This is a genomic window from Microbulbifer sp. S227A, assembly GCF_049800935.1.
On sequence record NZ_JBNAFZ010000024.1, the window covers coordinates 1 to 25,373 of the forward strand.

Consider the following 25,373-nt stretch of genomic DNA (forward strand, 5'->3'; position numbering starts at 1 on the left):
GGGACGGCTGTGAAGAGGTCGGCGACGAGGCCGAAATCGGCGACCTGGAAGATCGGGGCCTCTTCGTCCTTGTTGATGGCGACGATGATCTTGCTGTCTTTCATGCCGGCGAGGTGCTGGATGGCGCCCGAGATGCCGATCGCGACATAGAGATCGGGGGCGACGACCTTGCCGGTCTGGCCCACCTGCCAGTCGTTCGGCGCATAGCCCGAATCGACCGCCGCGCGCGAGGCTCCGACGGCGGCGCCCAGCTTGTCGGCGAGGCTCTCGATCAGCGCGAAATCCTCTTGCGAGCCGACGCCGCGGCCGCCGGAAACCACCACCCCCGCCGAGGTCAGCTCGGGGCGATCGCTCTCGGCAACCTTGTCCTCGACCCATTCCGACAGGCCCGGATCCGCCGCCGCCGACACGGTCGCAACCGTGGCCGACCCGCCGTCACCCGCCGCGTCAAAGGTCGAGGTGCGGATCGTCACGACCTTTTTCGCATCGCCCGATTTCACCGTCTGGATCGCGTTGCCCGCATAGATCGGGCGCTCGAACGTGTCGCCGTCGACAACCCCGGAAACGTCGGAAATCACCATCACGTCCAACAGCGCGGCCACCCGCGGCATCACGTTCTTGGCGTCGGTCGTGGCCGGGGCAACGATATGTTCATACTCTCCGGCCAAGCTGGCAATCAACGCTGCCGTCGATTCGGCCAGGCGGTGGCCCAGGCTGGCATCCTCGGCCACCAGAACCCTGGATACCCCCGCGATCTTCGCGGCGGCCTCACCCGCGGCGGCGGCTGAGGCGCCACAGCACAGCGCGGTCACATCGCCCAGCATGGTTGCGGCGGTCACCGCCTTTGCCGTCGCGTCCAGCGCCAGTTCGCCATCCGTAACCTCGGCAAGCAAAAGTACAGCCATTATACAGCCCCCACTTCCTTGAGTTTCGCAACCAGCTCGTCCACCGAACCCACCTTGATCCCCGCGGCGCGGGCCTCGGGCTCGGCGGTCTTGACGATCGACAGGCGCGGCGCCACGTCGACGCCGTAATCCGCCGCCGTCTTTTCATCCAGCGGCTTTTTCTTGGCCTTCATGATGTTGGGCAGGCTGGCATAGCGCGGCTCGTTCAGGCGCAGGTCCACGGTGATGATCGCCGGCATCCTGACCTTGATGGTCTGCAGGCCGCCATCCACCTCGCGGGTCACCACCGCGCTGTCGCCATCGATGCCAAGCTCGGAGGCAAAGGTGCCCTGGCTCCAGCCCAGCAGCGCCGACAGCATCTGACCGGTGGCGTTCATGTCGTTGTCGATCGCCTGCTTGCCACAGAGCACCAGGCCGGGCTGCTCTTCATCCACGATCGCCTTGAGGATCTTGGCCACCGCCAGCGGCTCGATATCGCTGTGAACGTCATCCGCGGCCACCACCAGGATCGCCCGGTCCGCCCCCATCGCCAACGCCGTGCGCAGCGTCTCCTGGCTCTGCTTGACACCGATCGAAACCGCCACGATCTCATCCGCCTGGCCCGCTTCCTTCAAACGGATCGCCTCTTCCACCGCAATCTCGTCAAACGGGTTCATCGACATCTTGACATTCGCAAGATCAACACCGCTTCCGTCCGCCTTCACTCGAACCTTGACGTTATAGTCAATCACGCGCTTGACAGGCACCAATACCTTCATATGCGTCTCTCCTGAAATTTGGGTTTATCTGGTTTGAACCGGCGAAGCCCGCACCGCGTGAAGGCTTCGGTTCTTTCTTGGTCATGGGCAAACATCGATGGATGTCCGGCTGTCAACGGAATGCCGTTTCATGGGCCGGGCCTGTCCGCTGCGCCGATTCTGCACAGCCTGCCCTGACAGGCAAAGTGAAATCACCCCCGGTCCTGCATGCAAGAGGGGATGATCAGGACGGCGTCGCCGCCGGCTGTTACTTGGCCTCGGGTGGGATCAGGTCCTCGGGGATCTCGATGCCCACTTCCTTGTAGTATTTATAGGCCCCGACATGCAGCGGCGCGTTCATTTGCGACAGGGCGTTCTCGGGGGTGATGACCTGCATCCACGCGGCGGCGGCCACCAGATCGTCATGGTTCTCGAAGATCGCCTTGGTGATATTGTAGCCATCTTCCTCGGACAGCCATTTGTTGGTGCTGAGCCCGACGATGGTGTTCACCAGCCGCACCGGATCTTCGTTTGCCAGCCCGCTATAGGAGCCCGGTTCAAGCATGGTGAATTCGCGGCCGGGGATGTTGAAGGCCTTCTGGATGGCTTCGCTTTCGACCTTGTCGTCCGGGATGCCGAGCACCCGGAACTTGCCCAGGGCCGACAATTGCTGCAGCTCGGCGCTCGGGATCGGTGCGGCGGTAAAATAGACGTCGATCTGGCGATCCTGAAAGGCCTGTTCAGCGGAGGACCAGTCGACGCTGATGGCTTCGAAATCGGTGCCCGCCTCATAGCCAGTGACACCGGTGATGATCTGGCCAATGGTGGCGCGGGCGGCACCGGAGGGTGGGCCGATAAAGACCTTTTTGTCCTTGATCTCGTCCAGCGAGGTGATGCCCGAGTCGTCCCAGACGATCGCGTGATAGGCCCCAAAGGGATAGTTCAGGATGCCGCGCAGGTTGGTAAACAGTTCGGGCGCGTTGGGCATTTTCTCATACATGCGCGTGCCGTCGCGAAGGAAGCCGTTGACCGACACCGCCGACACGAACAGGTCAAGCTGCTGGTTGGCGGCTTCGACGGCCTGGCGGGTGGCGGGCGACCCGGTCGAAAGCTGGGTCGAATAGCCGTGTTCGTCCTTGAGCACCTGAGTGACCGCGATCGAGAACACGGTTGTGGGCGAGGATTGACCAAGCGACGCCATGCGCAGCGACTTGTTCTGGGCCTGGGCGCTGCCGCCGAGGGTCAGGGCGGCCAGGGCCAGGGCAAGGGTGCCGGTCTTGAAGTGGTGTTTGAACATATTCAGGTCTCCTCCGGTCGATGTTCAGGGGGTTTTGACAAGTTTTGCCGATGCCGCGAGGCGCGGGGTCCTGTGCAGGACGAGAAGCCCGACAGCGGCAAGGATGCACAGGTATTGCAGTTGCGGGATCTGGATGATCATGCCGATGGCGAGAGCAATCCGGACCGCGCGGCCAAACAGGCTCAGGCGGATGCCCGCGTAACCCGCCGCGCCGGTATTGAGCATCCAGATCGCCAGTGACAGCGCGATGCACACACGGATGAAGCTGAACAGGTCAAAGTCGAGCACCAGCAGCAGCGACGGTTCGTAGATGAAGATGAACGGGATGATGAAGCCGACAATCGCCAGCCGGACCGATACGAAGGCCGTGCGCATCGGGTTCGATCCCGCGATCGGCGCGGCGGCAAAGGCACCGATGGCCACGGGCGGGGTGATCGCCGACAGCACGCCAAAGTAGAGGACGAACATGTGAACCGCCAGCAGGTCGGCGCCGAGATTGGTGACAACCGGACCCAGCACCAGCACGATGATGATATAGGCCGGCAATGTCGGCATCCCCATGCCCAGCACGAGGCAGGCAAAGGCGGTGATGATCAGCGACCACAGGAGCGACTCTTCGCTCAGCGACGAGATCATCGAGGCAAAGCTGAGGCCGACACCGGTGAGGTTCATGACACCCAGGATGACGCCGATACAGCCGACCGCCACCAGGATCGAGGCACAGGCGATACCGGCCTTGACGGCGATGTCCCGATAGAGCCGCAAGCTGCTGCGATTCTTTTTCCGGAACAGTCCGAGCACGAGGGCGAGCGTCACGGCGACAAGCCCCGCCATCGTCGGCGACCGCCCCAGCAGCAGCACCACGATGATCGACAGGATCGGCAGCAGGAACTGGAACGAGGCAATATAGTCGGCGCGTGTCAGGGTGATGCGCTCGCTTTCCGGGATCGGCTGGATGCCGGCGGCGTTTGCATCGACCGATACCGCGGCAAACAGCGATCCATAATAGAAGAGGGCAGGGACCAGCGCCGCCAGCGCGATGGTCGTATAGGGTTCGCCCGTCAGGTCCGACATCATGAACGCGGCAGCCCCCATGACCGGCGGCATGATCTGGCCGCCGGTAGAGGCGGCGGCTTCGATCCCGCCCGCCGTGGCCGCGGGGAACCCGCGCCGTTTGATCATCGGAATGGTGAAAGTGCCGGACCCGACCACGTTGGCGGTAACGCTGCCCGACATCGAGCCCAGCAACGCGCTGGCAACGACGGCGGAATGCGCGGGACCGCCACGGGTCTTGCCGGTCAGGGCCACCGACACCCGGATCAGCGTATCGCTCGCGCCGGTGCCTTCGAGAACCACCCCGAAAACCACAAAGATCAGAACGACGCGGATGACAACGCTGGTCGGCGAGCCGAAAACGCCCTGATAACCATACCAGATGGTGTCCATGGCGCGGTCGGGGCTGATGCCGGGATGGTTCAGAAAGCCGGGCAGCGAATTGCCGAAGAAGCAGTAGATCAGTGTCAGAATCGCAATGACGACGATCGGCATCCCGAACAGGCGGCGGGTGGCTTCGAGCAATACCGCAGTGCCCCCGAGCGCCAACCAGACGTCGAAGCCGGTAAAGAAATACAGCGTTTGCTCCATCAGGTAGGCCACCTGGGTAAAGCGGATGCTGGCGGCGACGATGATGGCGATCAACAGCCAGTCAAACACCATGCCCGCGGCCCTTGGCGCGGCGGAGGGGTGGGTTTCGGGGGCGATCGTGGGTTTGGTCACAAGGACGATGACCACGGCGGCACAGACCAGCATGTTGAGGCCATAGGCGATGTCCCACGGGCCGAAATAGGCCACATAGATCGACTGGATCGAGACAAATGCCGCGATGGCATAGGCCATGAACAGGGGGATGCTTGTTATCGAGAGAGGTCTTTGCATTGGGCGTCTACCATCTGCTTGGAATGATCGGACACTGGCGGGTGCTCAGTGCTGTTGGCGCGGCAGTCAAAGCGGCTGCCCGGGGTGTCGGCGCGGTCATGGCCGATTCCGGGAGAGTCGATAGTTGCCTTGTGCGAGATGATACATTTTCCCCTCCAGTTCCCCTATTTGCACCGATATATAGCAACTGTTCAATATAATGTAACAACTAACCGACGTGTTGGATAATTCGATCTGATGTGCCTATACCTGTCATGCGCCACGGAATTTCGGCACTTGCTTGGCCAGGAAGGCCTCGATGCCGGTCTGGCCGTCCTGCGTGCGCATCATCGCGGCAATGCCGCGGGTTTCCTTGTCGAGCTGGGTTTCAAGGCCTTCGCTGTAGGCGGTTTCAAGCAGGCGCTTGGCGCCGCCGAATGCCTTTGTCGGCCCTGCCGCCAGGGTGGCGGCGAGCGCGCGGGCCTCGGGAAGCAACTGGTCGGGGGCGACAACCCGCGTCACCAGGCCCCAATCGCGCGCCTCGTGCGCATCGAGCACGCGATTGGTGAGAATCAGCTCCTTGGCGCGAAGCAGGCCCACATGCTTGGCCAGGAAATATGTCAGCGAGCCATCCGGCGAGAGACCGGAGGCGGTATAGGCCGAAACGAACCTGGCCTTGTCCGAAGCCAGCACGATGTCGGCCGCCAGCGCCATGGAGAACCCGGCCCCGCCCGCCGGGCCGTTGACGGCGCTGATGAGCGGCGCATCCATATGGGCAAAGCGGGAGATGGCGGCATGGACCATGGTGGCCATTCGCGTCACGTGATCGGCCTTGTCCCCGGCCGCCGAGAATTCAGCGAGGTCGCCGCCGACATCGAATGTCTTTCCCGACCCGGCCAGGATCACGGCGCGCGCGCCCCGGGCCTCGCAGCGGCAGGCGGCATCGAAAAGTTCGTCGCACATCCGCGCATTCAGCGCCGTGGCGCTGGCGTTTCGTTTCATCGTGATCTCGGCCACGTCGGCCTCCAGCGACCACAGAATCGTCTGGTATTCCATCCGGAATTCTCCTGTCAGATGTTCGGATATAGGGGGGCGGTTGCGGCACGATCCCGGCAGGGCGCGCCACACCGGTCGTCGGGTGGCCCCGACGGATTGCTACCCTAGCGGGGCAGGCGGGTCAGCCGCGGTGAAACAGCCCCTTGGCCCGCAGCGCGTCGGCCACATTGGCCAGGCGGGGTCCGATGCTGGTTTCGAACTTGTCCTCGACCACGCGATAGTTCGGCATGCCGCAGGCCATCGCAACCAGCAGGCCGTCATCCGTTCGTCCCAGCGGGGTCGCCGCGGCGACGATATTGGATCGCCATTCGCCGTAGGACACGCAGAACCCTTCGCTCTTGCAGCGGGCGATGCCCTTGCGGGTGAGTTCGCGGGAATCGTCCGATACCTGCGTGTCCAGCCCGTCCAGCTGTTGCAGCTTCTCGCCAAGCGCGGCGTCATCCAGCAGCGACAAGAGCGCCCGCCCGGTCGAGGACCGCAGCAACGGGCCGTTCAGGCCGATCTCCGGGATGTGCGGGTACTGGTCCTTGACGCCGACGGTCTTGATCTGCACGAACTTGTCATCCGACATGATCGACAGCGTCATGGAGCCGCCGGTCAGCTGGGCGACCTCTTCCATCATGTCGGTGGCTTCATGCCGCCAGGGCATGGCCGTCAACAGCGGATAGATGAGTGTCAGCAGGTTCGGCGCGAGCCGGTACGCGCCGTTATCGTCCCGGCGCAGATAGCCCACATGCAGCAGGGTCTTGCACAGCCGCGAGACCGCGGGCCGGTTCATGTCCAGCCTGCGGGCCAGTTCGGCATTGCTGAGCGAGGCATCCTTGTCGGTGAAGCATTGCAGCACCTCGAGACCACGTATCAACGTGGTTGAAAGGGCTGATGCTTCCGGCTGACTCAATTTGCTCGTTCCCTGTTCGCATGGCGATGCCTGAACGTCGGTATGTGTATTCATACGACGCCTTTCTTTTTCAAGTCGATCAACGAGTCTTCGTCAAGCCCAATAAGGTCGCCATACACCGCGTCGTTATGTGCGCCCATGGCCTTGGCCGCCCAGCGAATCTCGCCCGGGCTGTTGCGGAAGCGGGGTACGAGGTTCTGCATCCTGACCGTGCCAAAGTCGTCATCCGCGATCTCGGTGATGGCATCGCGGGCGATGAAATGCGGATCGTGAAACATCTGGTCGATCGAATAGATGGGCGCAATCGTGCCACTGGCGTTGCGAAACGCCTCGACGACCTCGTCCTGTGTGTGCGCGCCGATCCAGCCACCGAATATCCGGTCGAGCTCGGCCGAGTTCCTGACGCGCGCCGGGTTGGTGGCAAATCGCTCTTCCTCGATCAGCTCGGGCCGGCCGATCGCGGTTGCGTTGTTCTGGAAGATCCGGTTGGTGCTGCCGGAGAGCGATACATAGCGTTTGTCGCTGGTCATATAGACGCTGGCCGGTGCCGAGTACTGGTTGCGGTTGCCGCTGCGCTGATGGACCTGGCCAAGCTGATCGTATTCGATTGCCAGGAATTCCAGGATGCGAAAGGTTGCCTCGGTCAGCGAGACATCGATCTCTTCGCCCTTGCCGTTGTTGCGGTCGCGGTTCAACAGCGCGGCGACGGCGGCAAAGGCGCCAAACAGCCCGCCAATCGGGTCGCCCAACGGATAGCCCGTGTGCATCGGCGGGCGATCTTCGTCACCGGTGATATGGGTCAGGCCGCCCATGGCTTCGAAGATTCGCGCGAAACCCGGCAGCTTGGCATAGGGGCCGTCCTGTCCAAAGCCGCTGACTCTGAGCACGACAAGGTTGGGATTCGCAGCCCACAGGGTTTCGATATCGAGCCCCCAGCGATCCAGCGTGCCGGGCCGGAAGTTTTCAACGACCACGTCGGCGTCGGCCACCATCCTGAGGAAAATATCGCGGCCCTCGGGTTTGCGCAGATCCAGCGTGGCAAAGTACTTGCCGCGATTCGTCACTTTCCACCAAAGCGGTTTGTCATCCTTCAGTGGCGGGAAGCCACGCAGCCCGTCACCGATGCCGGGCAGTTCGAACTTGATAACCTCGGCCCCGAAATCGGCCATCAAGGTTGCCGCCATGGGGCCGGCGATGACGGTCGAGATATCCAGAACGCGGATTCCGGAGAGTGGTCCTTGGCCAGATTTGTTCAGCATGGTGTGGGCTCCTTTGATGCCGACTTCTATCAGTTGTTTCATTATTTATAACAACAAACGATATTGTGTCAAATAATGTTGCAATAATCTTGCGATGTTGTATATGAGGGGCGAACATACAGTGAGGCACGCTATGGATTTCAGTTTCACATCCGAGGAAAACAGCTTTCGTGAAGAGGTTCGCGCCTTCTTGGCCGCAGAGCTGCCACAAGATATTCGCGACACGCATTTCGGCTTTCGCCGCCACACGTGGGAGCAGATGTTTCGGTGGCACAAGATCGTTGCCGCCAAGGGTTGGGCCGCGCCCTATTGGCCGGTCGAACATGGCGGAACGGGCTGGACGCCGGTTCAGCAGTATATCTTTGACGAAGAGGCGATGCTGGCCGGTGCGCCACGGTTGCGCCCCTTTGGGCTCAAGATGATCGGGCCGGTTCTGATCCGTTATGGGTCGGAGCAGCAAAAGGCGCATTTCCTGCCCCGCATCCTGTCGGGCGAGGATTACTGGTGCCAGGGCTTTTCCGAGCCGGGGGCCGGGTCGGACCTGGCCAGCCTGAAAACCCGCGCCGTGCGCGAAGGCGACAGTTACAAGGTGAACGGGCAAAAGACCTGGACCACCACGGGGCAGCACGCGAACTGGATGTTCACGCTGGTCCGGACCGATCCCACGGCCGAAAAACCGCAGCAGGGGATTTCGCTTTTGCTGATCGACATGACCCTGCCCGGGGTCGAGGTGCGCCCAATCATCACCATCGACGGCGACCATCACGTGAACGAAGTGTTCCTCAATGATGTCGAAGTGCCGGCGGACATGCTGGTGGGAGAAGAGAACAAGGCCTGGACCTATGCCAAGTTCCTGTTGGGCAACGAACGGGTCGGGATCGCCAATGTCGGGCAGAACAAGGCCGAGCTGCGCTTGCTTCGCCTGCTGGCGTTGAAGGCGCAGCGCAATGGCAGGCCGCTGGTCGATGACCCGGTCTTTGCGGCAAAGCTCGCCGATCTTGAGGCCGATTTCATGGCGCTGGAGATCACCAATCTCCGGATGCTGTCTTCGATCAGGCCGGGGGGGGATTCCGCCGAACTGGCCCCGTTCCTGAAGCTGCGCGGCAGCGAGATTCAGCAGCGCTCAAACGAGCTGGCGATGGAGGCCGTCGGCCCGCGTGCGGCCGTCTGGCAAAAGGACGGCTCGGATGATGCGGTTCTGGATCGTTACGGCACGCATGGCTGGATGCTGTCGCGTGCGTTCACCATCTTTGGCGGCTCGAGCGAAGTGATGAAGAACATCGTCGCCAAACAGACACTCGGACTTTGAGGGACCCGTCATGGATTTTGATCTGACAGATGAACAGCGGATGATTGCGGACACGGTTGCCGATGTCATGCGCGATGCAGAAGGTGCGGCGGTGTGGCAGTCGCTGGTGGAGTCGGGCCTGCTGGGCATGACCTATGCCGAAGAGGTTGGCGGCGCGGGGCTTGGGATGCTGACCCTGGCGCCGGCGCTGGCGGCGGCGGGGCGCGGGGCGGACAGCCCGCCGGTCGTGGGCGGTGCGATCCTGCCCGGCTTGCTGGCGTCGCGCTGTGAATTGCCGGGGTTTGACGCGGCTGCGGCGTTGGAAAATGCCACGCCTGTGGCGGTTGCCCTGCCTGAAAACGCCGCCCGGTTGCGGGTTGAAAATGGCGTGTTGAACGGCACCGTGCAAACGGTTCTGGGCGGGGCAGAGGCGCAGGTATTGCTGCTTTGTCTGGACGCCGCAAGCGGGTCGGCCTGTGGTGCAGTGGACCTGACGGCCGAGGGTATCACGGTGACGCCCTTGCCGTTGCTGGATGGCCAGGTTGCCGCCGATATCACCTTTGACAAGGTGGCGGTGTCGCTGTCGCAGGCGGGCGATGACCTGACCGGCTGGATGGGTGATGCCGCGGCGGTTTGCCTGTGTGCAACGGCCCTTGGCGCGGCGCAGGCCATGCGGGAACTGACGCGGGAATACCTGTCGACGCGCAAGCAATTCGGCCGGCCGATCGGCAGCTTTCAGGTGCTTCAGCACCAGATGGTCGATGTGTTCCACGAAACCGAGCATTTTGAATCGCTGGTTCTCGCGGCGGCGAGCGCCTGTGACGGCGACGATGCGCCGGCCCGCCAGAAGCTCGTTTCCGCGTTGAAACGGTTCTGCGGCACGCGGATGCGCGATGCGGCGGCGGCCTGTATCCAGATGCATGGCGGCATTGGCACCACCGAGGAATACGAGCTGGACCGGTTGGTCAAGCGCATCCTGATGGCGGACATGCTGTTTGGCACGTCCGATACCCACGCGGAACGGCTGGGCCGGCAGGTGGCGGATGCGGCCCGCAAGGACGCCGCGACATTTGCAATGGAGGTTTCCGCATGACCAAAGTCTTGTCCACCACCGATGCCGGTATCCTGACACTGACCCTTGATGGTCCGGACAGCCGCAATTCGATCAATCCGGACGTGTACCGGGCGGTACGTGACCACGTGGTCAATGCCGGGCAGGATCCGGAGATTCGGGCAATTGTCGTGACCGGCGCGGGCGGGTTCTTCAGCTCTGGCGGCAATGTGAATGCCCTCAGGGACAGCGCGAACGGGCCGCTTTCGGCGGTCAATTCGAACACCGATTACCTGAATGCGATGATCCGGGCGATTGCGGATTGTCCGACTCCGGTGATCGCAGCGGTCGAAGGCGGTGCCGCCGGTGCCGGTGTCGCCCTGGCGCTGGCCTGTGACATGATCGTTGCCAATGCCGAGGCCAGGTTTACCGTGGCCTATGTGCGTGTCGGTCTCAGCCCCGATGGCGGGGTCACGCATTTCCTGCGCGCGGCGCTGCCCCGGCAATTGGTGAACGAGCTGTGCATTCTGGGCCGTCCGGCCACGGCAGAGCGCCTGGCTCAATTTGGCATCGTGAACGAGATCGCCGAACCTGGCGAGGTTCTGAACAGCGCCCTCACGCTGGCTGGCAAGGTCGCGGCGGGTCCGGCCTCGGCCATCCGGTCGATCAAGCATCTGGTCAATATCGCCGCCGATTCCGAGCTGTGCACCCATCTCTGGGCCGAGGCGGATCACATCAACCAGGCGCGGTTCGGCCCCGAGGCGGCAGAGGGGCTGTCGGCCTTTCTGGACAAGCGCAAACCCGATTTCCGCAAGATATAAGGCAGGCCGATGACACTTCCCATTCAACTTCAATCCCTGCGCCTGCCGCTGATTGCGGCACCGATGTATATCGTGTCGAATCCCGAACTGGTGATCGCGCAATGCCAGGCGGGGATCGTCGGCAGCGTGCCCGCCCTGAACGCGCGGGACAAGGACGGCGAGGGCATCATGCTCGAGGCGTGGCTCAGGCGGATCACCGAGGCGCTGGACGCCTGGAACCAGTCCAACCCGGATACGCCCGCCGCCCCCTATGCGGTCAACCAGATCGTTCACAAGTCGAACGAGCGGCTGGAGCGTGACATCGAGATTTGCGCCCGCTGGAAGGTGCCGATCTGGATCACCTCGCTGGGCGCGCGCGAGGACGTGAACGCCATGGCCCATGACGCGGGGGCGATTGTGCTGCATGACATCATCAGCAATCGTTTCGCCCGCAAGGCAATCGAGAAGGGGGCCGATGGCTTGATCGCGGTTGCAGCCGGGGCAGGGGGGCATACCGGCGCACAGTCGCCCTTTGCCCTGGTCCAGGAAATCCGGCAGTGGTTCGACGGCCCGCTTGCCCTGTCGGGGGCGATCTCGACCGGTGCATCCCTGTTGGGCGCACAGGCAACGGGGGCCGATTTCGGGTATATGGGAACGCCCTTTATCGCCACGGCCGAGGCCAATGCCGCCCCGGCCTATCAGGACATGCTGCGCCGCGCACAGGCACAGGACATCGTGACCACCGCAGCGGTGACCGGTGTGAACGGCAACTACCTGTCGGAATCGCTGACCGACACCGGGGTGGATCCCGCCACGACGGGGCAATTGTCGCTTTTGGGGGACAAGAGCAGTTCGGGGCCAAAGCCATGGCGCGATATCTGGAGCGCCGGGCAGGGGGTCGGGGCGATCACAGATGTTGTTCCGGCGGCGGAGCTGATCGCGCGGATCGCGCGGGAATATGACGCGGCGGTGGCGCGGCTTGCAACCGTTACCGCCGCCTGATTGCGGAACGCGACACGCCCATGGCGATTGAAAGGAAACCCGTGAGACCCATCGCTGCAACCGCAGCCGTGATGGGTATGGGCGAGGGAAACCTGTCCTTTGCCAGCAACGGCGTGACCGTTTTGCAAGTGACGGACGGGCTGGTCGTCAGTCACACGGATTACATCAACTACCCGCGTTTTGAACAGAGCATCACGCCGGTTCAATAACCGCCAGACGCTCCTCTTCTCCGTAAGTCAAGGAAAACACTGATGAAAGACGTTGTTATTGTCTCTGCCGCCCGGACCGCCATTGGGGGGTTTGGTGGATCGCTCAAGGGGTTTGCGCCCACCGATCTGGGCATCATGACGGCCAGGGCCGCCATTGAGCGCAGCGGTCTTGAGCCCGCCGAAGTAGAGCAGTCGTTTTGCGGCAATGTCATCCATACCGAACCGCGCGACATGTACCTGGCGCGCACGATCGCCATCGGGTCGGGCATGGCCAGCTCCTCTGCCGCGCTGACGGTGAACCGGCTTTGCGGCAGCGGGATGCAGGCGATCATCTCGGGGATCCAGTCACTGGCGCTTGGGGATGCGGACATCGTTCTGGCCGGTGGTGCCGAGAGCATGAGCCGGGGCGGGTATCTGGTGCCGGCGGCGCGTTGGGGTCAGAAGATGGGCGATGTTCAGGCCACCGACATGATGATCGCGGTGCTGAACGACCCGTTCGGTCACGGGCATATGGGGATCACGGCGGAAAACGTGGCCGAGAAATTCGGTATCACGCGCGAACAGCAGGACGCCTTTGCCGTCGAAAGCCACCGCCGTGCCGCCGCCGCGATCGAGGCCGGGCATTTCGACAGCCAGATCGTGCCGGTTCCGGTCAAGACCCGCAAGGGCACCATCGTGTTCAAAACCGATGAGCATGTGCGCGGCGATGCCACGGTCGAGCGGATGGCAAGCCTGCGCCCGGCCTTTCGCAAGGACGGCAAAGTCACCGCCGGCAATGCCTCGGGCATCAATGATGGGGCTGCGTCGCTTGTCCTGATGACGGCGCAAGAGGCCGCGCGACGGGGTCTGAAACCCATGGCGCGGGTGTTGTCCTATGGTCATGCGGGTGTCGATCCGGAAATCATGGGGATTGGCCCGGTGCCGGCCATGCAGATCGCGCTGCGCAAGGCGGGGCTTGCGATCAGCGATCTGGAGGTTGTCGAGTCCAACGAAGCCTTTGCCGCGCAGGCCTGTGCCGTGACCGCCGAGCTGGGGCTGGATCCGGCCATCGTCAACCCCAATGGCGGTGCCGTCGCCCTGGGCCATCCGATCGGGGCCAGCGGCGCCATCATCAGCACCAAGCTGCTGTATGAGATGCAGCGCAGGAAAGCCGGGATCGGTGCGGCGACAATGTGCATCGGCGGCGGGCAGGGGATCGCCCTGATCGTCGAAACCATGTGAACCAACCGCTGCCGGTGCCGCGAATGCGCGCAGGCAGCACCCCTGACAAGGACCAGACCAAGACATGCAACTGACCGAGCTGACCGCACATGTGGGCAAGGAGATCGCCCTGTCCGACTGGATGGCAATCGAACAGACCCGTATCGACGCCTTTGCCGATTGCGCCAATGACCACCAGTGGCTGCATACGGATCCCGAGCGGGCAAAGGCCGAGAGCCCTTTCGGCACGACGATCGCGCATGGGTTCCTGACGCTGTCGCTGTTGACCGAACTTCAGCGCGACGCCGGTGCCTGGCCACAGGATGTGACCTCGACCGTCAATTACGGGCTGGACGGGGTCCGCTTTATCAGCCCGGTTCCCGCCGGCGCGCGCATTCGCAACAGGACGGTCTGCGCCAGCGTGGCGCAGAAAAAGGACAATGCCTGGCTTGTGAAGCTGGAAAACACGCTTGAGGTCGAAGGCCAGGCCAAGCCCGCGCTTGTCGCGACCAGCCTGTTGATGATGTTCACCTAGCCACGCGGAAAGGACAGGGCAAATGTCCGAACGACCCACGGAAAACCCATACGCGAGGCTGATGGCCCTGACCCAACGTGCCGCGACGCTGGTGCCGATGGTCGGCGCGAGGTCGATTGCCAGGACCAGCGGGCAGGAATTCTCGATTGTGGACACGGCTTCGGTGGTCAGCGCCTTTGCCACCTCAGCCCTGCACCTGGCAGGGAAACCGGCGGCGCTGGCGGGGTTCTATCAATCGGTGGCGTTGAATACGCTGAACGCCGGCTGGGCCTTTGCGACGCGAGACAGTCGCAGCCGGAATGACCGCCGTTTCAAGGGGGACGCGTGGGACGGGGCCCCGGTTCCGAGATTTGCCAAAGAGGCGCATGTCGCCCTTGAGCGGGCAACCGAGCACCTGCTGTCCACCCTGCCCGAAGGCTCGCTGGCGCATCTGCGCACCAGGTTCTACACGCGCCAGTTGCTGAGTATTCTCGCGCCGAGCAATTCGGCCATGATCAATCCCGCCGTCCTGAAAAAGGCGATGGTCAGCGGTGGCGCATCGCTACTGGACGGGTTCGAGAACCTGCTGGACGATCTCGACCGCGGAGAAGGGCGGCTGGACCTGTCCAATACGGACCGGGACGCCTTTGTGGTCGGCAGGGATCTGGCGACGACGCCCGGCAAGGTGGTGTATCAGAACGACCTGATGCAGCTCATCCAATACGACCCTATGACCCGCTCGCAAAACCGGCGGCCGATGCTGTTTGTTCCGGCCTGGATCAACAAGTATTACATTCTGGACATGCGCCCCGATACGTCGCTGGTGCGTTACCTGGTCGCGCGCGGACACACGGTGTTTGTCATCTCCTGGGTGAACCCGACCGCAGAACATGCCGGCAAGAGCTTTGAGGATTACATGCGCGAGGGCCCGCTGGCTGCACTCGATGCCATCGAACAGGCCACCGGCGAGCGCGAAGCCAATATCCTGGGCTTTTGCATCGGCGGGATTTTGGTCACGGCGACCCTGGCCTGGCTGGCGGCGAAGGGCGATGACAGGATCAGATCGGCAACCACGCTGGCGTCGATGATCGACTTTACCGATGTCGGGGAAATTGGCGTGTTTATCGACCAGAACCGGGTGCGCGCCCTCGATGCTCATATGGCCAGGTCCGGCTATCTCGAGAATTACCACCTGCAGGACATGTTCTCGATGCTGCGCGAGAATGACCTGGTGTGGTCGAGCCACGTGAACAACTATCTTATGGGCGAAAGGCCGTCGGCGTTTGATCTGCTGTTCTGGAATGCAGATTCGACACGGCTCCCGCGTGACATGCTGCTTTGGTACCTGAACGAGATTTATCTGGCCAACAAGCTGCGCCAGCCCGGCGGATTGTCACTTGGCGGAACGCCGCTTGATGTGGCCGCGATCGAAACGCCTCTGTTCGTTCTGGCCACGAAGGACGATCACATCGCGCCGTGGCAATCGGTTTACCCGACGACGCGGCTGACCGGTGGCCCGGTCGAGTTCGTGCTTGGCGCGTCGGGCCATATCGCGGGCGTCATCAACCCGCCAAAGGACAAGGTGAAATACGGCTACTGGCATTCCCACACGCACCCGGAAACGCCGCAGGGCTGGCTGGACTCTGCCGGGTATTCCCAGGCCTCTTGGTGGGGGATCTGGGCCGAGTGGCTCGACGCGCAGGGTGGTACCGATCAGGTTCCCGCACGAGTGCCGGGGGACAGGGCGCTGGCGGTCATCGAAGCCGCGCCGGGCAGCTATGTCGCCGCGCCCTGAGCGCCGGCCGGGGCAGAGGGTCGCCCGTCCATCGGCAATCCCCCTGTGAATGCGGGGGATTGCCCTGACGTGGTGCGGTGTTAGTGCCGGGCCGGGGTGATGGTGCGAGAGCGGCGCGCAAGTGTCATCAGACGACAGCCAGCCCGGATGCCGCGCCGCGCCCGCCTTTCCCGGCCAGCGTCAGATATGGATGGCCCGGTCATGGGCATCCAGAACGCTTTCGTGCATCATTTCGCTCAGCGTCGGATGCGGGAAAACCGTCTCCATCAGGTCCTGGCCCGTTGCCTCAAGTTTCTGGCCAACGACGTAACCCTGGATGAGTTCCGTGACCTCGGCTCCGATCATATGTGCGCCAAGCAGTTCGTCCGTCTTGGCGTCGAACACCGTCTTGATCATGCCCTGCGCCTCGCCCAGGGCGATGGCCTTGCCGTTGCCCTGGAACGGGAAGCGCCCGATGCGAAGCGCGTGCCCGGCCTCTTTTGCCTGCGCCTCGGTCAGGCCGACGCTGGCAATCTGCGGGTTGCAATAGGTACACCCGGCAATGCTTTCCGGCTTTACCGGATGGGCTTGGTTGCCCGCGATCAAGTCGGCGACCATGACGCCTTCGTGGCTCGCCTTATGTGCAAGCCAGGGTCCGGCCACCACGTCACCGATGGCGTAAATGCCATCGACGCCGGTGCGACAGCAGGCATCCGTCGAAATGTGGTCGCGGTCGATCTTGATGTTGAGCTCTTCCAGTCCCAGGCCCTCGACATTTCCGACGATGCCCACGGCGGAAATGACGGTGTCGAACTCCAACTCCTGAACCCCGTCCGCGGTGTCGATACGGGCGATGACCTTGTCGTCATGCCGCTCAAGCCCGGCAACCTTTGCGCCTTCAAAAAAGGTCATGCCCTGTTTGACAAAGGCCTTTTTCGCCAGCCCCGCGATTTCCGCGTCTTCTGCGGGCAGGATGCGGTCCATGACCTCGACGACCGTCACATCGGCGCCGATGCCGTTGTAGAAACTGGCAAACTCGATCCCGATTGCGCCCGAGCCGATCACCAGAAGCCTTTTGGGTTCATGTGGAGGGGCGAGCGCGTCCTTGTAGGTCCAGACCCGTTTGCCATCCGCTTCCAGCCCCGGCACCTGACGCGCCCGCGCGCCCGTTGCGATCACGATGTTGTCGGAGCGGACGGTTTGCACGCCATCCTTGGTCGTGACGACCACCTGCCCGTCACCCGCGAGCCGCGCCTCGCCCATCAGGCTGGTCACCTTGTTCTTGCGAAACAGGTAGCCGACACCGTTGGAAAGCTGTTTGGCAATGGCACGGGAGCGTTTGACGATGGCGGCGAGATCATGGGTCGGGTCGGCAATGGTCAGGCCGAATTGCTTGGCCCGTTGGGCAAGGTGCAGGACTTCGGCGGATCGCAGCATGGCCTTGGTCGGAATGCAGCCCCAGTTGAGGCAGATGCCGCCGAGGTGCTCTCGCTCGATACAGAGCACGCTCAGCCCCAGTTGCGCGCCCCGGATCGCGGCGACATAGCCACCGGGGCCGGCGCCGATCACGATCATGTCATAGGTGTCTTCGGGCATGGTGTGGTTCCTTTTTCAGACGGGTCAGGTGACCGGGTATCCGGCCGCGTGGATGAGATGTTGGATGACGGACAGGCCGGCCGCGGCGGCTAGGGCAAGGGCGACGGGCCGGCGCCAGCGCGGGCCGCTGGCAAAATCGGTGCGGTCCAGAACCACGATGATCGGCAGGATGGCGAGGTAAACGGCGAGTTGGCAGAGCTCCAGTCCGAGCGCAAAGGCGGCGAGGGCGGCGGCGTTCACGTCGCCTGCGAACAGCGCGACATCGGCGGCAGAGGCAAAGCCATAGCCGTGGATCAGGCCAATCACGAAAAGCACCGGCCCGCTCACCACATGGGGCATCCGCAGAACGATGGCCCCACCGGCCACGACGATCGAGGACACGATCAGGAATTCGATCACCGGAATGAACCAGCCGGCCTGCGGGGCATAGCCGTATAGCCCCGCCGCGAGGGTCAGAATATGGCCACCGGTAAAGGCGGAGGCCCAGACCAGGGCCTGGCGCCAGCCGCTGGCGGCGATGGCGATCAGCAGGATCATGGCCAGGTGATCAAGACCCAGATAGATATGCTCGGCCCCGATCAGGGCGATGGCCGCCAGATTTTGCCAGCCGGTCCGGACGCCGGGAAAATCCGCCCGCAGAACGCCGATCATGGCCTGAGTTTCCCAACCGCCCGCGCGGTAAAGTTTGACCACCGTGCCGAATTTCTCGATGACCCGGAATGTCGCGCCCTGGTCCGACTCGATCCGGATCGCCGCGTCCAGGGCACCATCGGGCAGCAGAAATTCGACATCCAGCGTGCTGTCGAAATATGGCAACCCCGGGTCGGGCGGGGTGCGACCAAGGCTTTTGAGTGCGGATTTCGCGGTGCCAAAGGCGGGTCGGTCGCTATCGGGCCAGAACCGCGTGCGGTTGACTTGCAGTTCTTGCGGTTGCCCGTCCACCCAGACCGACAGCCCGTTTTTCAGGATCTGGTGAAAATCGTTCGCGCCCGTCGCAAGCGCCTCGGCATCCAGCAGGATCGCCGCGCCGGACCGTCTGGCAAACGGGGGCAGGCGGGGGTCGGCGCTGCCTTGCCAGTCGGCCGGGAGCAGGGCGAGAGGGGCGGGCATCCGGACCAGAATGGTCATCCCGCCGCTGTCGGTTTCGCTCACATGGACGATGCGCGGGTCGGAATAGCTGAAATGTGCATCGGCGCGATGCGGCAGCGTCAGTCCGCACAGGGTCAAGATCAGCAAACCCATGGTGAGCAGCGGTGTCATGCGCCTTGTCATCTAAATGCCTCCGCTTGGAAAGGGGCGCGCCCGACCGGAACCCGGCCGGGCGCGGATCGGGCGTCAGGACCCCGAACGGGGGTCCCAGAAGCTGCGGTTGTTCTGCTGTTCGTCGACAATACCGTCAGGCGCGCTGACGATTTCCATCTGCATGCCCCACGGGGTCAGGAAATAGACCCATTCCATCCCTTCCAGCCCGGTGCCGGTCAAAGGGTGCGGGCTTTCGAGCACCCGGACGCCGTTTTCGCGCAGGTATTCGGTCGCGACATTGATGTCATCGACATAGAAGGCAATGTGATAGCCGCCGATGTCGCTGTTCCGGGGCGGGGTCGGTTGCTGGTCGGGCGAGCTGTATTTGAAGACCTCAAGAGCAGGGCCATTGCCACAGCGCACCATCGTGATGATGTCGATCACGGCGCGCGGATTCACGTTGAGGTTCTTTTCCATCCAATCGTCTTCGAACGGGCCAAAGGGGCCAAAGGAAAAGAAGGATTCGCATCCCATGACATCGACCAGGAAGGCGACCGCCTCGTCGACATCCGGGACGGTGATGCCGATATGCTGGGTGCCCCGCATACCGGGAAGTTCGGCGCTTGCCGCGAGGGGAATGTGCAGCGCGGCCAGTGTCGCGCAGGCAAGCCTGGAAAGGGTTTTGATCATGATCTCCTCCTGAGTTGATCGGGCTGTTGGGGGGCGTCCGCCTCCTGGCACGGCCAGGCCCGCAGGCCCGACCGCACCCGGGGAGGTGTCAGGGTCAGATGTTCCGTGCGTTCATCTCTTGCGCGATGTACTCGGCCTGACGAATGGCCAGCGCCACGATCGTCAGCGTCGGATTGCAGGCGCCGGACGAGGTGAACTGGCTGCCATCGGACACGAACAGGTTGGCGATGTCATGCGACTGGCCATAGGCGTTCACCACGCCCTTGGTCGGATCCGCATGCATCCGGTTGGTGCCCATGTTGTGGGACGCCGGATAGGCCGGAAGCTCGTAGATGTCGGTGGCCCCGACCGCCTCGTAGATCTGGGCCGAGGTTTCGAACATGTAGTTGGTCATGTTCACATCGTTGATATGCGGCGTCTTGGCGACGATCGGCACCGGCAGCCCGTATTGATCCACCTCGCTGTCGTGCAGGGTCACGCCGTTCTGCTCCTGTGCGAGATCTTCGCCCAGAACCCAGACGCCCGACATGTGGTCGTATTTTTCCAGGCCGGCGGCGACGCTGCGGCCCCATCCGGTGTTGCCCGGTTCCATGAAGGCGGCCATGAAAGGCAGACCCAGGGACAGGAATTCCAGGTAGAAACCACCGGAAAAACCGCGCGCGGCATCGTGATAGACATCGTCGCCGACAATCCCCGCCACCGAGGTGCCCCGGAACATGTGGACCGGTTCGGGCATGGCGGCATAAAGACCGCCGGTGGTGTGGACCATATAGTTCTTGCCCACCTGACCGGAGGAATTCGCCAACCCGTCCGAGAACAACGACGACGCGGAGTTCAGCAACAGCCGCGGGCTTTCGATCGAGTTGCCGGCCACGCAGACGATCCGCGCTTTCTGGAGGTGTTGATTGCCGTCCTTGTCGGCATAGACAACGCCCGTCACCTTGCCGGTCTGGTCGTGTTCGATCCTGAGCACCATGGCGTCGGTGCGCACCTCGCAGAATTCGGTGTCTTCCGCCTTTGGCAGTTCGGCGGCCATGGTCGACCATTTCGCGCCAATCGCGCAGCCCTGCATGCAAAAGCCAAGCTGATGACAGGCCGGGCGACCGTCGCGGTCGACCGAGTTGATCGCCATCGGGCCCGAGTCGTAATCGGTTCGCCCGGTGCGCCGGCAGCCCTCGGCAAGCACCCGGAATCCGTTGTTCCAGGGCAGATGCGGCATGCCGGTGGTTTTGCCGGTCACGCCCATCTTGATCTCGGCCTTCTCGTACCAGGGGGTCATCTCTTCGAGGGAAACCGGCCAGTCCTCGATATTTGCATCGGCAATCTCGCCATAGGTCGAGCGGGTCTTGAACTCGTAATCCTTCAGGCGCAGCGCGACTCCGGCCCAGTGGATCGTCGAGCCACCATAGCCCTTGACGATCCACGCCGGCAGATTGGGGTGGTTGACCGCCCCGTGCCAGCCTCCGGCCGAATAGCGTTTGTCGAGCCACGAGAGTTGCTGGAACGATTCCCATTCGTCATTGATCATGTCGCTGGAGTCAAAGCGGGGGCCCGCCTCGAGCACCACCGATTTTATGCCCTTTTGGGCGAGTTCGTTGGCGACGGTTCCGCCGCCCGCCCCCGAGCCGATGATAACCACGACACCTTCGTCATTCAGATCAAATATAGCCATGGTTTATCCCTCCGATCCCGCGACCGCCGCCATGCGTTCTTCGAGTGTCGGGCCTTGCGGCACGAATGTGATGTCCGAGAAGCCCCGCTCGATATAGCCGCCATGCTCGACCGATGAGCCCTGGTAGCCGAATTTCGGCCAGATCTCGGGATTGTTGTAGATGCCGAAATAGGCCGCCCAGCGGATGCCCTGGAAAAAGCCCTCGTTCTGGAATTGGCGCAGGATGCCTTCACGGGCGTCGGCATCCTGGATGTCGGCATAGCCGGTCCCGAACAGCGCCGTGGCCTGTTCTTCGATCTGCGCCAGGCCGGTTCTGAGCGTTTCCGCGTTGGCCTCGTCGTCATCGGCCCCTTTGACAATGCCATCCGTGATCGCCTGGTACACGTCGATATCCAGCAGGTCGGGATGTGGATAGATGTCCTGTGTCATGCGCAGGATCAAGGCGGTCTGATCCGCGTCAAGCGCCGCGGCGACCACCGGCCGTGCGCCGCCAAAGAGCACGCCGGTCGAGACACCGGCCATGGCGGTTGTCATCAGGAACATGCGCCGGTTGAGCCCGGCATAGTCCTGTTTTGGCGGGACGTATTTGTGAAATCTGATCTTCATGTTTTTCCTCCGTTGGCTGTGATCCTGCCACGGCCCCTCCTCCTGGGCGGGCAGGTTCACTGGCGTGGCAGGGCGGCACCCCGTCAGGTTGGGGTGCGCGCTAGGCCAGATCGTCCTTGCCTTCGACGATGAAATGCAGGCTGGTCGAACCGTTGGTGCGCGCTTGCAGATAGGGCGCGTATTCCGGGTCATTCACGAAATCGCGGGCCGCCTGGGCGTTGGGCCATTCCAGGATCACCCGCAGGGCGGCGGGCTGGTCGGTGCCCTCGACCTGTTCGTGGCTGGTGGTGCGGGCAAGATACCTGCCGCCATGCTTGGCGATGATCTTGCCGACGGGTTCGATATAGCCGGGGACCCAGCTGTCATCGCTGGGGGTAACGGCGAGAATGGAATAGGCTGTCATGTTCTTGGCTCCTCCTTGTTGATCGGTGTGTTCCCCGGCGGCGGCAGGCACGGGGTCGCGGGCCGCAATACGGCCGGACGGGTGTTCTGCCTTCGCCAAGTCGCGGCGGGCCTTGTTCGGGAAACGGGGGTGGCCGTCAGGCGGCCTTGGATGATTGTGTTTTCATTTCGGAAAGTCTTCGATTTCCTCGCAGATGGTTGTGAGCAGGTCGCCTGCGGGGGCGCCGTCCAGGGCGCGGTGGTCGAAGGTCAGGGACAGGCCGACATGGGGGTGCAGGTCGATTTTGCCGTCATCGCCGCGCACGGCCCGGTCGCTCATGCGGCCGATCCCGAGGATGCAGATTTGCGGTGCGTTGATGATCGGAGTGAAATGTTCGACCCGCGTGAGGCCCAGGTTGCTCACGGTGAAGGTGCCGCCGGTCATTTCGGTCACGCTCAGCTTGTTGGCCTTGGCCCGCGCCGCCAGGTCCTGGCGGGCGGCGCGCAGTTCGCTCACCTGCATGTCGCCGGCGGCAAAGATCGCCGGAGCGACCAGGAGGTTTCCGGGTAGAGCGATTGCGACGGACAGGTCGATTTGATCTGCCAGTGTTATGTCGCGGCCTTCGACCCGGCCGTTGGCGTCCGGGTGTTTTTTCAGCGCCCGCACCACCGCCAGCATCAGCAGGTCTTCGACCGAGACCTTGACCCCGTCATCCGCCAGCCGCGCCTTGTGCGCCAGCAGGGCCGAGGCATCGGCGCTGGCGTGATGGGTGAGCTGCGCCGCCGTTGCCAGGCTCTTGACCATGGCGTCGGCGATCATGCCGCGCATGCCCTTGAGGGGCACCACCCTGGTCATTCCACCGCCCCGATGACCGCGCCCTTGGCGACGACGGCATCGGCCTCTTCGGTGATCTTCAGCGTGCCCGAGGCGGGGGCGAGGATCTCGTATTGCACCTTGGCGGTCATGATCTCGGCGATCAGCGCGCCCTCCTGGACGCTGGCGCCGTCATCGGCAAGCCATGCGGTGATAACACATTCTTCATCTTCTTCCCATAGATCCGAGGGGATGACGATATCGGTGGCCATTTGACATTCCTTTTCTGTTCGGGGGACGCCAGGGGCGGCCCCGTTGCTTGCTTTGCCGGTGTGAGTGGCGGGAGGTTCAGGCGGCTTTCATCGCGTCCCAGGCGGCGACGATCTTGTCGGGATCGGGCAGGCAGAACTGCTCCATCACCCGCGCAAAGGGGATCGGCACATCGGGGAAGGCCACCCGTTTGGGCGCGGCCTTGAGGACCGAGATGTCATGCTCGGTGACGGATGCGATGATCTCGCCCGAGACACCGTAGGACATGTAATCCTCGTCCACCACGATCAGCCGCCCGGTTTTGGCCACCGATGCGCGGATGGTCTCGCGGTCCAGCGGCACCAGGCTGACCAGGTCCACGACCTCGGCGCTGACGCCCTGGGCCTCCAGCGTCCTGGCCGCCTTGAGGGCATTGTGAACCCCCATGCCCAGGCTGACGATGGTCACGTCCTTGCCCTCGCGCACGACCTTGGCCTTGCCGATCTCGACGGTATAGCTCTCTTCGGGAACATGCACGGTGGCCCCGGCCTCGGTGCCCAGCCAGCCCATGCCCTGCAGCCCCTTGTGATACATGTAGACCACCGGGCTGTCGTCGCGCATCGCCGCGGTCATCAGGCCCTTGGCGTCATAGGCGTTGGACGGCGCGACCACCTTCATGCCGGGCAGGTGCGCAAAGGTGCCATAGACACATTGCGAATGCTGTCCCGCATCCGAATAGCCGCCCCCCGTCGAGGTCATCAGCACCATCGGCACCTTGAACTTGCCGCCGGAAAAATAGGTGTTCTTGGCCATCAGGTTATAGATCGCGTCAAAACACACGCCAAAGAAATCCACGAACATCAGCTCGACAACCGGGCGCATCCCGTCCTGCGCCGCACCCACGGCGGCGCCGATGAACGCGGTTTCCGAGATCGGCGTGTCGCGGATGCGCTCGGCGCCGAACTCTTCGATCAGCCCCCGCGTGTTGCCGTAAACCCCGCCCAGCGGGCCGATATCCTCGCCCATGACAAACACGTCCGGGTCGATGCGCATCTCCTGGGCCACGGCCTCGGCCATGGCGCGCGCGATGGTCAGTTTTCTTTCATTCGACTTGGTCATTGTGGTTTCCTCCCAGACAGTTACGCGGCAAAGACACGGGTGAGCGCATCCTCGGGCGCGGGGTCGGCGCTGTTGCGGGCAAAGGCGATGGCCGCCTCGACCCGCGCCGCCGCTGCCGCCTCGATCCCGTCGAGCTCGTCGGCGCTGGCGGCACCATCCGCGAGCATCCGCGCCCGCATCGCCGGGATCGGGTCCTTTTCAAACAGCGCGTCCTTTTCCCCCTCGGGCCGATAGCCCTCGGCGTCGCCCATGAAATGCCCGGCCAGCCGGTAGGTCTCGACCTCCAGCAGCGTTGGCCCTTCGCCGGCGCGGGCACGGGCAATCGCCTCGCCCGCCGCCTGGTGGATCGCGTAGGGATCATTGCCCTCGATCCGCCTGCCGGGGATGCCATAGGCCGCCGCGCGCTCCGCGTTGTTGGCCACCGCGCTCGAGGTCTCCTTGGCCACCGAGATGCCCCAGGCGTTGTCCTCGATGACGCAGACAAAGGGCAGGTTCCACACCGCGGCCAGGTTCATCGCCTCGTGCCAGCCGCCCTGGTTCACCGCGCCCTCGCCGACAAAGGCCACGGCGACGCCGGGCAGGCCCCGCATCTTGCGCGACAATGCCGCCCCCACGGCGGGGCCCATGCCCTGGGCGATGATCCCCGAACAGGCAAAGTTCACGTCGGCGTCAAAGATATGCATATGGCCGCCGCGCCCGCCGGACAGGCCGGTGGCCTTGCCAAAGATCTCGGCCGCCATCCGGTCAAGGTCGACGCCCTTGGCGATGGCCTGGTGATGCGGGCGGTGGGTGGCCGTGACCACGTCCTCGGGAGTCAGGTGCGCGCAGACCCCCACCGCCACCGGCTCCTGCCCGTCAGACAGGTGCATCTCGCCGGGGATCGGGCCGTTCGCCATGTTGAAAACCGGTGTCTTTCCCTCAAAGTAAATCCTGGCAATGGCCTCTTCGAACCGCCGGCTCGTGACCATGTTGCGATACATCCAATGCTGCTCATCCCGCGTCGGTGACATGCAATCTCCTCCCTGCTGCAATGCAATCTCATCCACCCAACGATGCCCCCCACAAACAGACCCACACAACGCACCATCCAAAGCCAAAAC

At 63.3% G+C, this 25,373-nt stretch carries 25 protein-coding genes; 8 read left to right on the top strand and 17 right to left on the bottom strand.

The annotated features are described in order from the left end of the window. From ACP15R_RS25645 to ACP15R_RS25675, 7 genes are all read right to left on the bottom strand, one after another. A partial coding sequence (locus tag ACP15R_RS25645; protein WP_424988677.1) for an electron transfer flavoprotein subunit alpha/FixB family protein occupies positions 1 to 905 on the bottom strand: 905 nt, incomplete at its 3' end. After that, positions 905 to 1,663 carry an electron transfer flavoprotein subunit beta/FixA family protein gene (locus ACP15R_RS25650; RefSeq protein WP_424985798.1) on the bottom strand — a complete coding sequence of 253 codons (759 nt, stop codon included), beginning with the start codon at positions 1,661 to 1,663 and terminating at the stop codon, positions 905 to 907. The genes ACP15R_RS25645 and ACP15R_RS25650, both read right to left, overlap by 1 nt. 247 nt (positions 1,664 to 1,910) lie before the next feature. After that, a complete protein-coding gene (locus ACP15R_RS25655; RefSeq protein WP_424988728.1) occupies positions 1,911 to 2,939 on the bottom strand; it encodes a TAXI family TRAP transporter solute-binding subunit in 1,029 nt (342 codons plus the stop codon). 24 nt (positions 2,940 to 2,963) lie between these two features. Further along, a complete protein-coding gene (locus tag ACP15R_RS25660) occupies positions 2,964 to 4,874 on the bottom strand; it encodes a TRAP transporter permease (RefSeq protein ID WP_424988729.1) in 1,911 nt (636 codons plus the stop codon). A gap of 252 nt (positions 4,875 to 5,126) precedes the next feature. Beyond that, positions 5,127 to 5,909 (bottom strand): enoyl-CoA hydratase/isomerase family protein, encoded by a 783-nt coding sequence (locus ACP15R_RS25665; protein ID WP_424988730.1) that lies wholly within the window; start codon positions 5,907 to 5,909, stop codon positions 5,127 to 5,129. Positions 5,910 to 6,030: 121 nt separating this feature from the next. After that, a complete protein-coding gene (locus ACP15R_RS25670; RefSeq protein ID WP_424988731.1) occupies positions 6,031 to 6,807 on the bottom strand; it encodes an IclR family transcriptional regulator in 777 nt (258 codons plus the stop codon). A gap of 50 nt (positions 6,808 to 6,857) precedes the next feature. Then, positions 6,858 to 8,066 carry a CaiB/BaiF CoA transferase family protein gene (locus ACP15R_RS25675; protein WP_424988732.1) on the bottom strand — a complete coding sequence of 403 codons (1,209 nt, stop codon included), beginning with the start codon at positions 8,064 to 8,066 and terminating at the stop codon, positions 6,858 to 6,860. 133 nt (positions 8,067 to 8,199) lie between these two features. Here ACP15R_RS25675 and ACP15R_RS25680 point away from each other — a divergent pair, with 133 nt between their 5' ends. The 8 genes from ACP15R_RS25680 (at position 8,200) to ACP15R_RS25715 (ending at position 15,925) form a co-directional block, all read left to right on the top strand. Beyond that, a complete protein-coding gene (locus tag ACP15R_RS25680; RefSeq protein ID WP_424988733.1) occupies positions 8,200 to 9,375 on the top strand; it encodes an acyl-CoA dehydrogenase family protein in 1,176 nt (391 codons plus the stop codon). Between the two features lie 10 nt (positions 9,376 to 9,385). Continuing rightward, positions 9,386 to 10,447, top strand: coding sequence for an acyl-CoA dehydrogenase family protein (locus ACP15R_RS25685; protein ID WP_424988734.1), 1,062 nt, complete (start codon positions 9,386 to 9,388; stop codon positions 10,445 to 10,447). Next, positions 10,444 to 11,226: an oxepin-CoA hydrolase, alternative type gene (locus ACP15R_RS25690; protein WP_424988735.1), complete on the top strand. Its 783-nt coding sequence runs from the start codon at positions 10,444 to 10,446 to the stop codon at positions 11,224 to 11,226. Before ACP15R_RS25685 ends, ACP15R_RS25690 begins: the two co-directional genes overlap by 4 nt. A gap of 9 nt (positions 11,227 to 11,235) precedes the next feature. After that, positions 11,236 to 12,207, top strand: coding sequence for an NAD(P)H-dependent flavin oxidoreductase (locus ACP15R_RS25695; protein WP_424988736.1), 972 nt, complete (start codon positions 11,236 to 11,238; stop codon positions 12,205 to 12,207). Positions 12,208 to 12,248: 41 nt separating this feature from the next. Then, the gene (locus tag ACP15R_RS25700; protein WP_424988737.1) at positions 12,249 to 12,416 is read left to right on the top strand and encodes a hypothetical protein; all 168 of its coding nucleotides are present in this window, start codon (positions 12,249 to 12,251) and stop codon (positions 12,414 to 12,416) included. Between the two features lie 42 nt (positions 12,417 to 12,458). Then, positions 12,459 to 13,637, top strand: coding sequence for a beta-ketothiolase BktB (gene bktB / locus ACP15R_RS25705; protein ID WP_424988738.1), 1,179 nt, complete (start codon positions 12,459 to 12,461; stop codon positions 13,635 to 13,637). Positions 13,638 to 13,701: 64 nt separating this feature from the next. Further along, positions 13,702 to 14,151: a MaoC family dehydratase gene (locus ACP15R_RS25710; protein WP_424988740.1), complete on the top strand. Its 450-nt coding sequence runs from the start codon at positions 13,702 to 13,704 to the stop codon at positions 14,149 to 14,151. 22 nt (positions 14,152 to 14,173) lie between these two features. Continuing rightward, the gene (locus tag ACP15R_RS25715) at positions 14,174 to 15,925 is read left to right on the top strand and encodes a PHA/PHB synthase family protein (RefSeq protein WP_424988741.1); all 1,752 of its coding nucleotides are present in this window, start codon (positions 14,174 to 14,176) and stop codon (positions 15,923 to 15,925) included. 180 nt (positions 15,926 to 16,105) lie between these two features. Here the strand turns inward: ACP15R_RS25715 and lpdA are convergent, their stop codons facing one another. The 10 genes from lpdA to ACP15R_RS25765 form a co-directional block, all read right to left on the bottom strand. Then, positions 16,106 to 17,500 (bottom strand): dihydrolipoyl dehydrogenase, encoded by a 1,395-nt coding sequence (gene lpdA, locus ACP15R_RS25720; protein ID WP_424988742.1) that lies wholly within the window; start codon positions 17,498 to 17,500, stop codon positions 16,106 to 16,108. Between the two features lie 24 nt (positions 17,501 to 17,524). After that, positions 17,525 to 18,760: a HupE/UreJ family protein gene (locus tag ACP15R_RS25725; protein WP_424988743.1), complete on the bottom strand. Its 1,236-nt coding sequence runs from the start codon at positions 18,758 to 18,760 to the stop codon at positions 17,525 to 17,527. A gap of 75 nt (positions 18,761 to 18,835) precedes the next feature. After that, positions 18,836 to 19,432, bottom strand: coding sequence for a VOC family protein (locus ACP15R_RS25730; RefSeq protein ID WP_424988744.1), 597 nt, complete (start codon positions 19,430 to 19,432; stop codon positions 18,836 to 18,838). 94 nt (positions 19,433 to 19,526) lie between these two features. Continuing rightward, positions 19,527 to 21,104, bottom strand: coding sequence for a GMC family oxidoreductase (locus ACP15R_RS25735; protein WP_424988745.1), 1,578 nt, complete (start codon positions 21,102 to 21,104; stop codon positions 19,527 to 19,529). Positions 21,105 to 21,107: 3 nt separating this feature from the next. After that, on the bottom strand, positions 21,108 to 21,710 hold the full coding sequence (locus ACP15R_RS25740; protein ID WP_424988746.1) for a gluconate 2-dehydrogenase subunit 3 family protein: 603 nt from the start codon (positions 21,708 to 21,710) through the stop codon (positions 21,108 to 21,110). A 100-nt stretch (positions 21,711 to 21,810) separates the two neighbouring features. Next, positions 21,811 to 22,113: a DUF1330 domain-containing protein gene (locus tag ACP15R_RS25745; RefSeq protein WP_424988747.1), complete on the bottom strand. Its 303-nt coding sequence runs from the start codon at positions 22,111 to 22,113 to the stop codon at positions 21,811 to 21,813. Between the two features lie 162 nt (positions 22,114 to 22,275). After that, complete coding sequence (locus ACP15R_RS25750) at positions 22,276 to 22,947, bottom strand: 2-oxo acid dehydrogenase subunit E2 (protein ID WP_424988748.1); 672 nt, start codon at positions 22,945 to 22,947, stop codon at positions 22,276 to 22,278. Next, positions 22,944 to 23,177, bottom strand: a complete 234-nt coding sequence (locus ACP15R_RS25755) for a biotin/lipoyl-containing protein (RefSeq protein WP_424987924.1) — start codon at positions 23,175 to 23,177, stop codon at positions 22,944 to 22,946. The genes ACP15R_RS25750 and ACP15R_RS25755 overlap by 4 nt, the downstream gene beginning before the upstream one ends. 76 nt (positions 23,178 to 23,253) lie before the next feature. After that, a complete protein-coding gene (locus ACP15R_RS25760) occupies positions 23,254 to 24,273 on the bottom strand; it encodes an alpha-ketoacid dehydrogenase subunit beta (protein ID WP_424987925.1) in 1,020 nt (339 codons plus the stop codon). A gap of 20 nt (positions 24,274 to 24,293) precedes the next feature. Then, positions 24,294 to 25,283 (bottom strand): thiamine pyrophosphate-dependent dehydrogenase E1 component subunit alpha, encoded by a 990-nt coding sequence (locus ACP15R_RS25765; protein ID WP_424987926.1) that lies wholly within the window; start codon positions 25,281 to 25,283, stop codon positions 24,294 to 24,296. Between the last annotated feature and the right edge of the window lie 90 nt (positions 25,284 to 25,373).

Excerpts from the sequence above, each read along its gene's own strand:
- ACP15R_RS25650 (WP_424985798.1), bottom strand. The coding sequence starts at position 1,663 with ATGAAGGTATTGGTGCCTGTCAAGCGCGTGATTGACTATAACGTCAAG.
- ACP15R_RS25655 (WP_424988728.1), bottom strand. The coding sequence starts at position 2,939 with ATGTTCAAACACCACTTCAAGACCGGCACCCTTGCCCTGGCCCTGGCC.
- ACP15R_RS25660 (WP_424988729.1), bottom strand. The coding sequence starts at position 4,874 with ATGCAAAGACCTCTCTCGATAACAAGCATCCCCCTGTTCATGGCCTAT.
- ACP15R_RS25665 (WP_424988730.1), bottom strand. The coding sequence starts at position 5,909 with ATGGAATACCAGACGATTCTGTGGTCGCTGGAGGCCGACGTGGCCGAG.
- ACP15R_RS25675 (WP_424988732.1), bottom strand. The coding sequence starts at position 8,066 with ATGCTGAACAAATCTGGCCAAGGACCACTCTCCGGAATCCGCGTTCTG.
- ACP15R_RS25680 (WP_424988733.1), top strand. The coding sequence starts at position 8,200 with ATGGATTTCAGTTTCACATCCGAGGAAAACAGCTTTCGTGAAGAGGTT.
- ACP15R_RS25685 (WP_424988734.1), top strand. The coding sequence starts at position 9,386 with ATGGATTTTGATCTGACAGATGAACAGCGGATGATTGCGGACACGGTT.
- ACP15R_RS25690 (WP_424988735.1), top strand. The coding sequence starts at position 10,444 with ATGACCAAAGTCTTGTCCACCACCGATGCCGGTATCCTGACACTGACC.
- ACP15R_RS25695 (WP_424988736.1), top strand. The coding sequence starts at position 11,236 with ATGACACTTCCCATTCAACTTCAATCCCTGCGCCTGCCGCTGATTGCG.
- bktB (WP_424988738.1), top strand. The coding sequence starts at position 12,459 with ATGAAAGACGTTGTTATTGTCTCTGCCGCCCGGACCGCCATTGGGGGG.
- ACP15R_RS25710 (WP_424988740.1), top strand. The coding sequence starts at position 13,702 with ATGCAACTGACCGAGCTGACCGCACATGTGGGCAAGGAGATCGCCCTG.
- ACP15R_RS25715 (WP_424988741.1), top strand. The coding sequence starts at position 14,174 with ATGTCCGAACGACCCACGGAAAACCCATACGCGAGGCTGATGGCCCTG.
- lpdA (WP_424988742.1), bottom strand. The coding sequence starts at position 17,500 with ATGCCCGAAGACACCTATGACATGATCGTGATCGGCGCCGGCCCCGGT.
- ACP15R_RS25725 (WP_424988743.1), bottom strand. The coding sequence starts at position 18,760 with ATGACACCGCTGCTCACCATGGGTTTGCTGATCTTGACCCTGTGCGGA.
- ACP15R_RS25730 (WP_424988744.1), bottom strand. The coding sequence starts at position 19,432 with ATGATCAAAACCCTTTCCAGGCTTGCCTGCGCGACACTGGCCGCGCTG.
- ACP15R_RS25735 (WP_424988745.1), bottom strand. The coding sequence starts at position 21,104 with ATGGCTATATTTGATCTGAATGACGAAGGTGTCGTGGTTATCATCGGC.
- ACP15R_RS25740 (WP_424988746.1), bottom strand. The coding sequence starts at position 21,710 with ATGAAGATCAGATTTCACAAATACGTCCCGCCAAAACAGGACTATGCC.
- ACP15R_RS25745 (WP_424988747.1), bottom strand. The coding sequence starts at position 22,113 with ATGACAGCCTATTCCATTCTCGCCGTTACCCCCAGCGATGACAGCTGG.
- ACP15R_RS25750 (WP_424988748.1), bottom strand. The coding sequence starts at position 22,947 with ATGACCAGGGTGGTGCCCCTCAAGGGCATGCGCGGCATGATCGCCGAC.
- ACP15R_RS25755 (WP_424987924.1), bottom strand. The coding sequence starts at position 23,177 with ATGGCCACCGATATCGTCATCCCCTCGGATCTATGGGAAGAAGATGAA.
- ACP15R_RS25760 (WP_424987925.1), bottom strand. The coding sequence starts at position 24,273 with ATGACCAAGTCGAATGAAAGAAAACTGACCATCGCGCGCGCCATGGCC.
- ACP15R_RS25765 (WP_424987926.1), bottom strand. The coding sequence starts at position 25,283 with ATGTCACCGACGCGGGATGAGCAGCATTGGATGTATCGCAACATGGTC.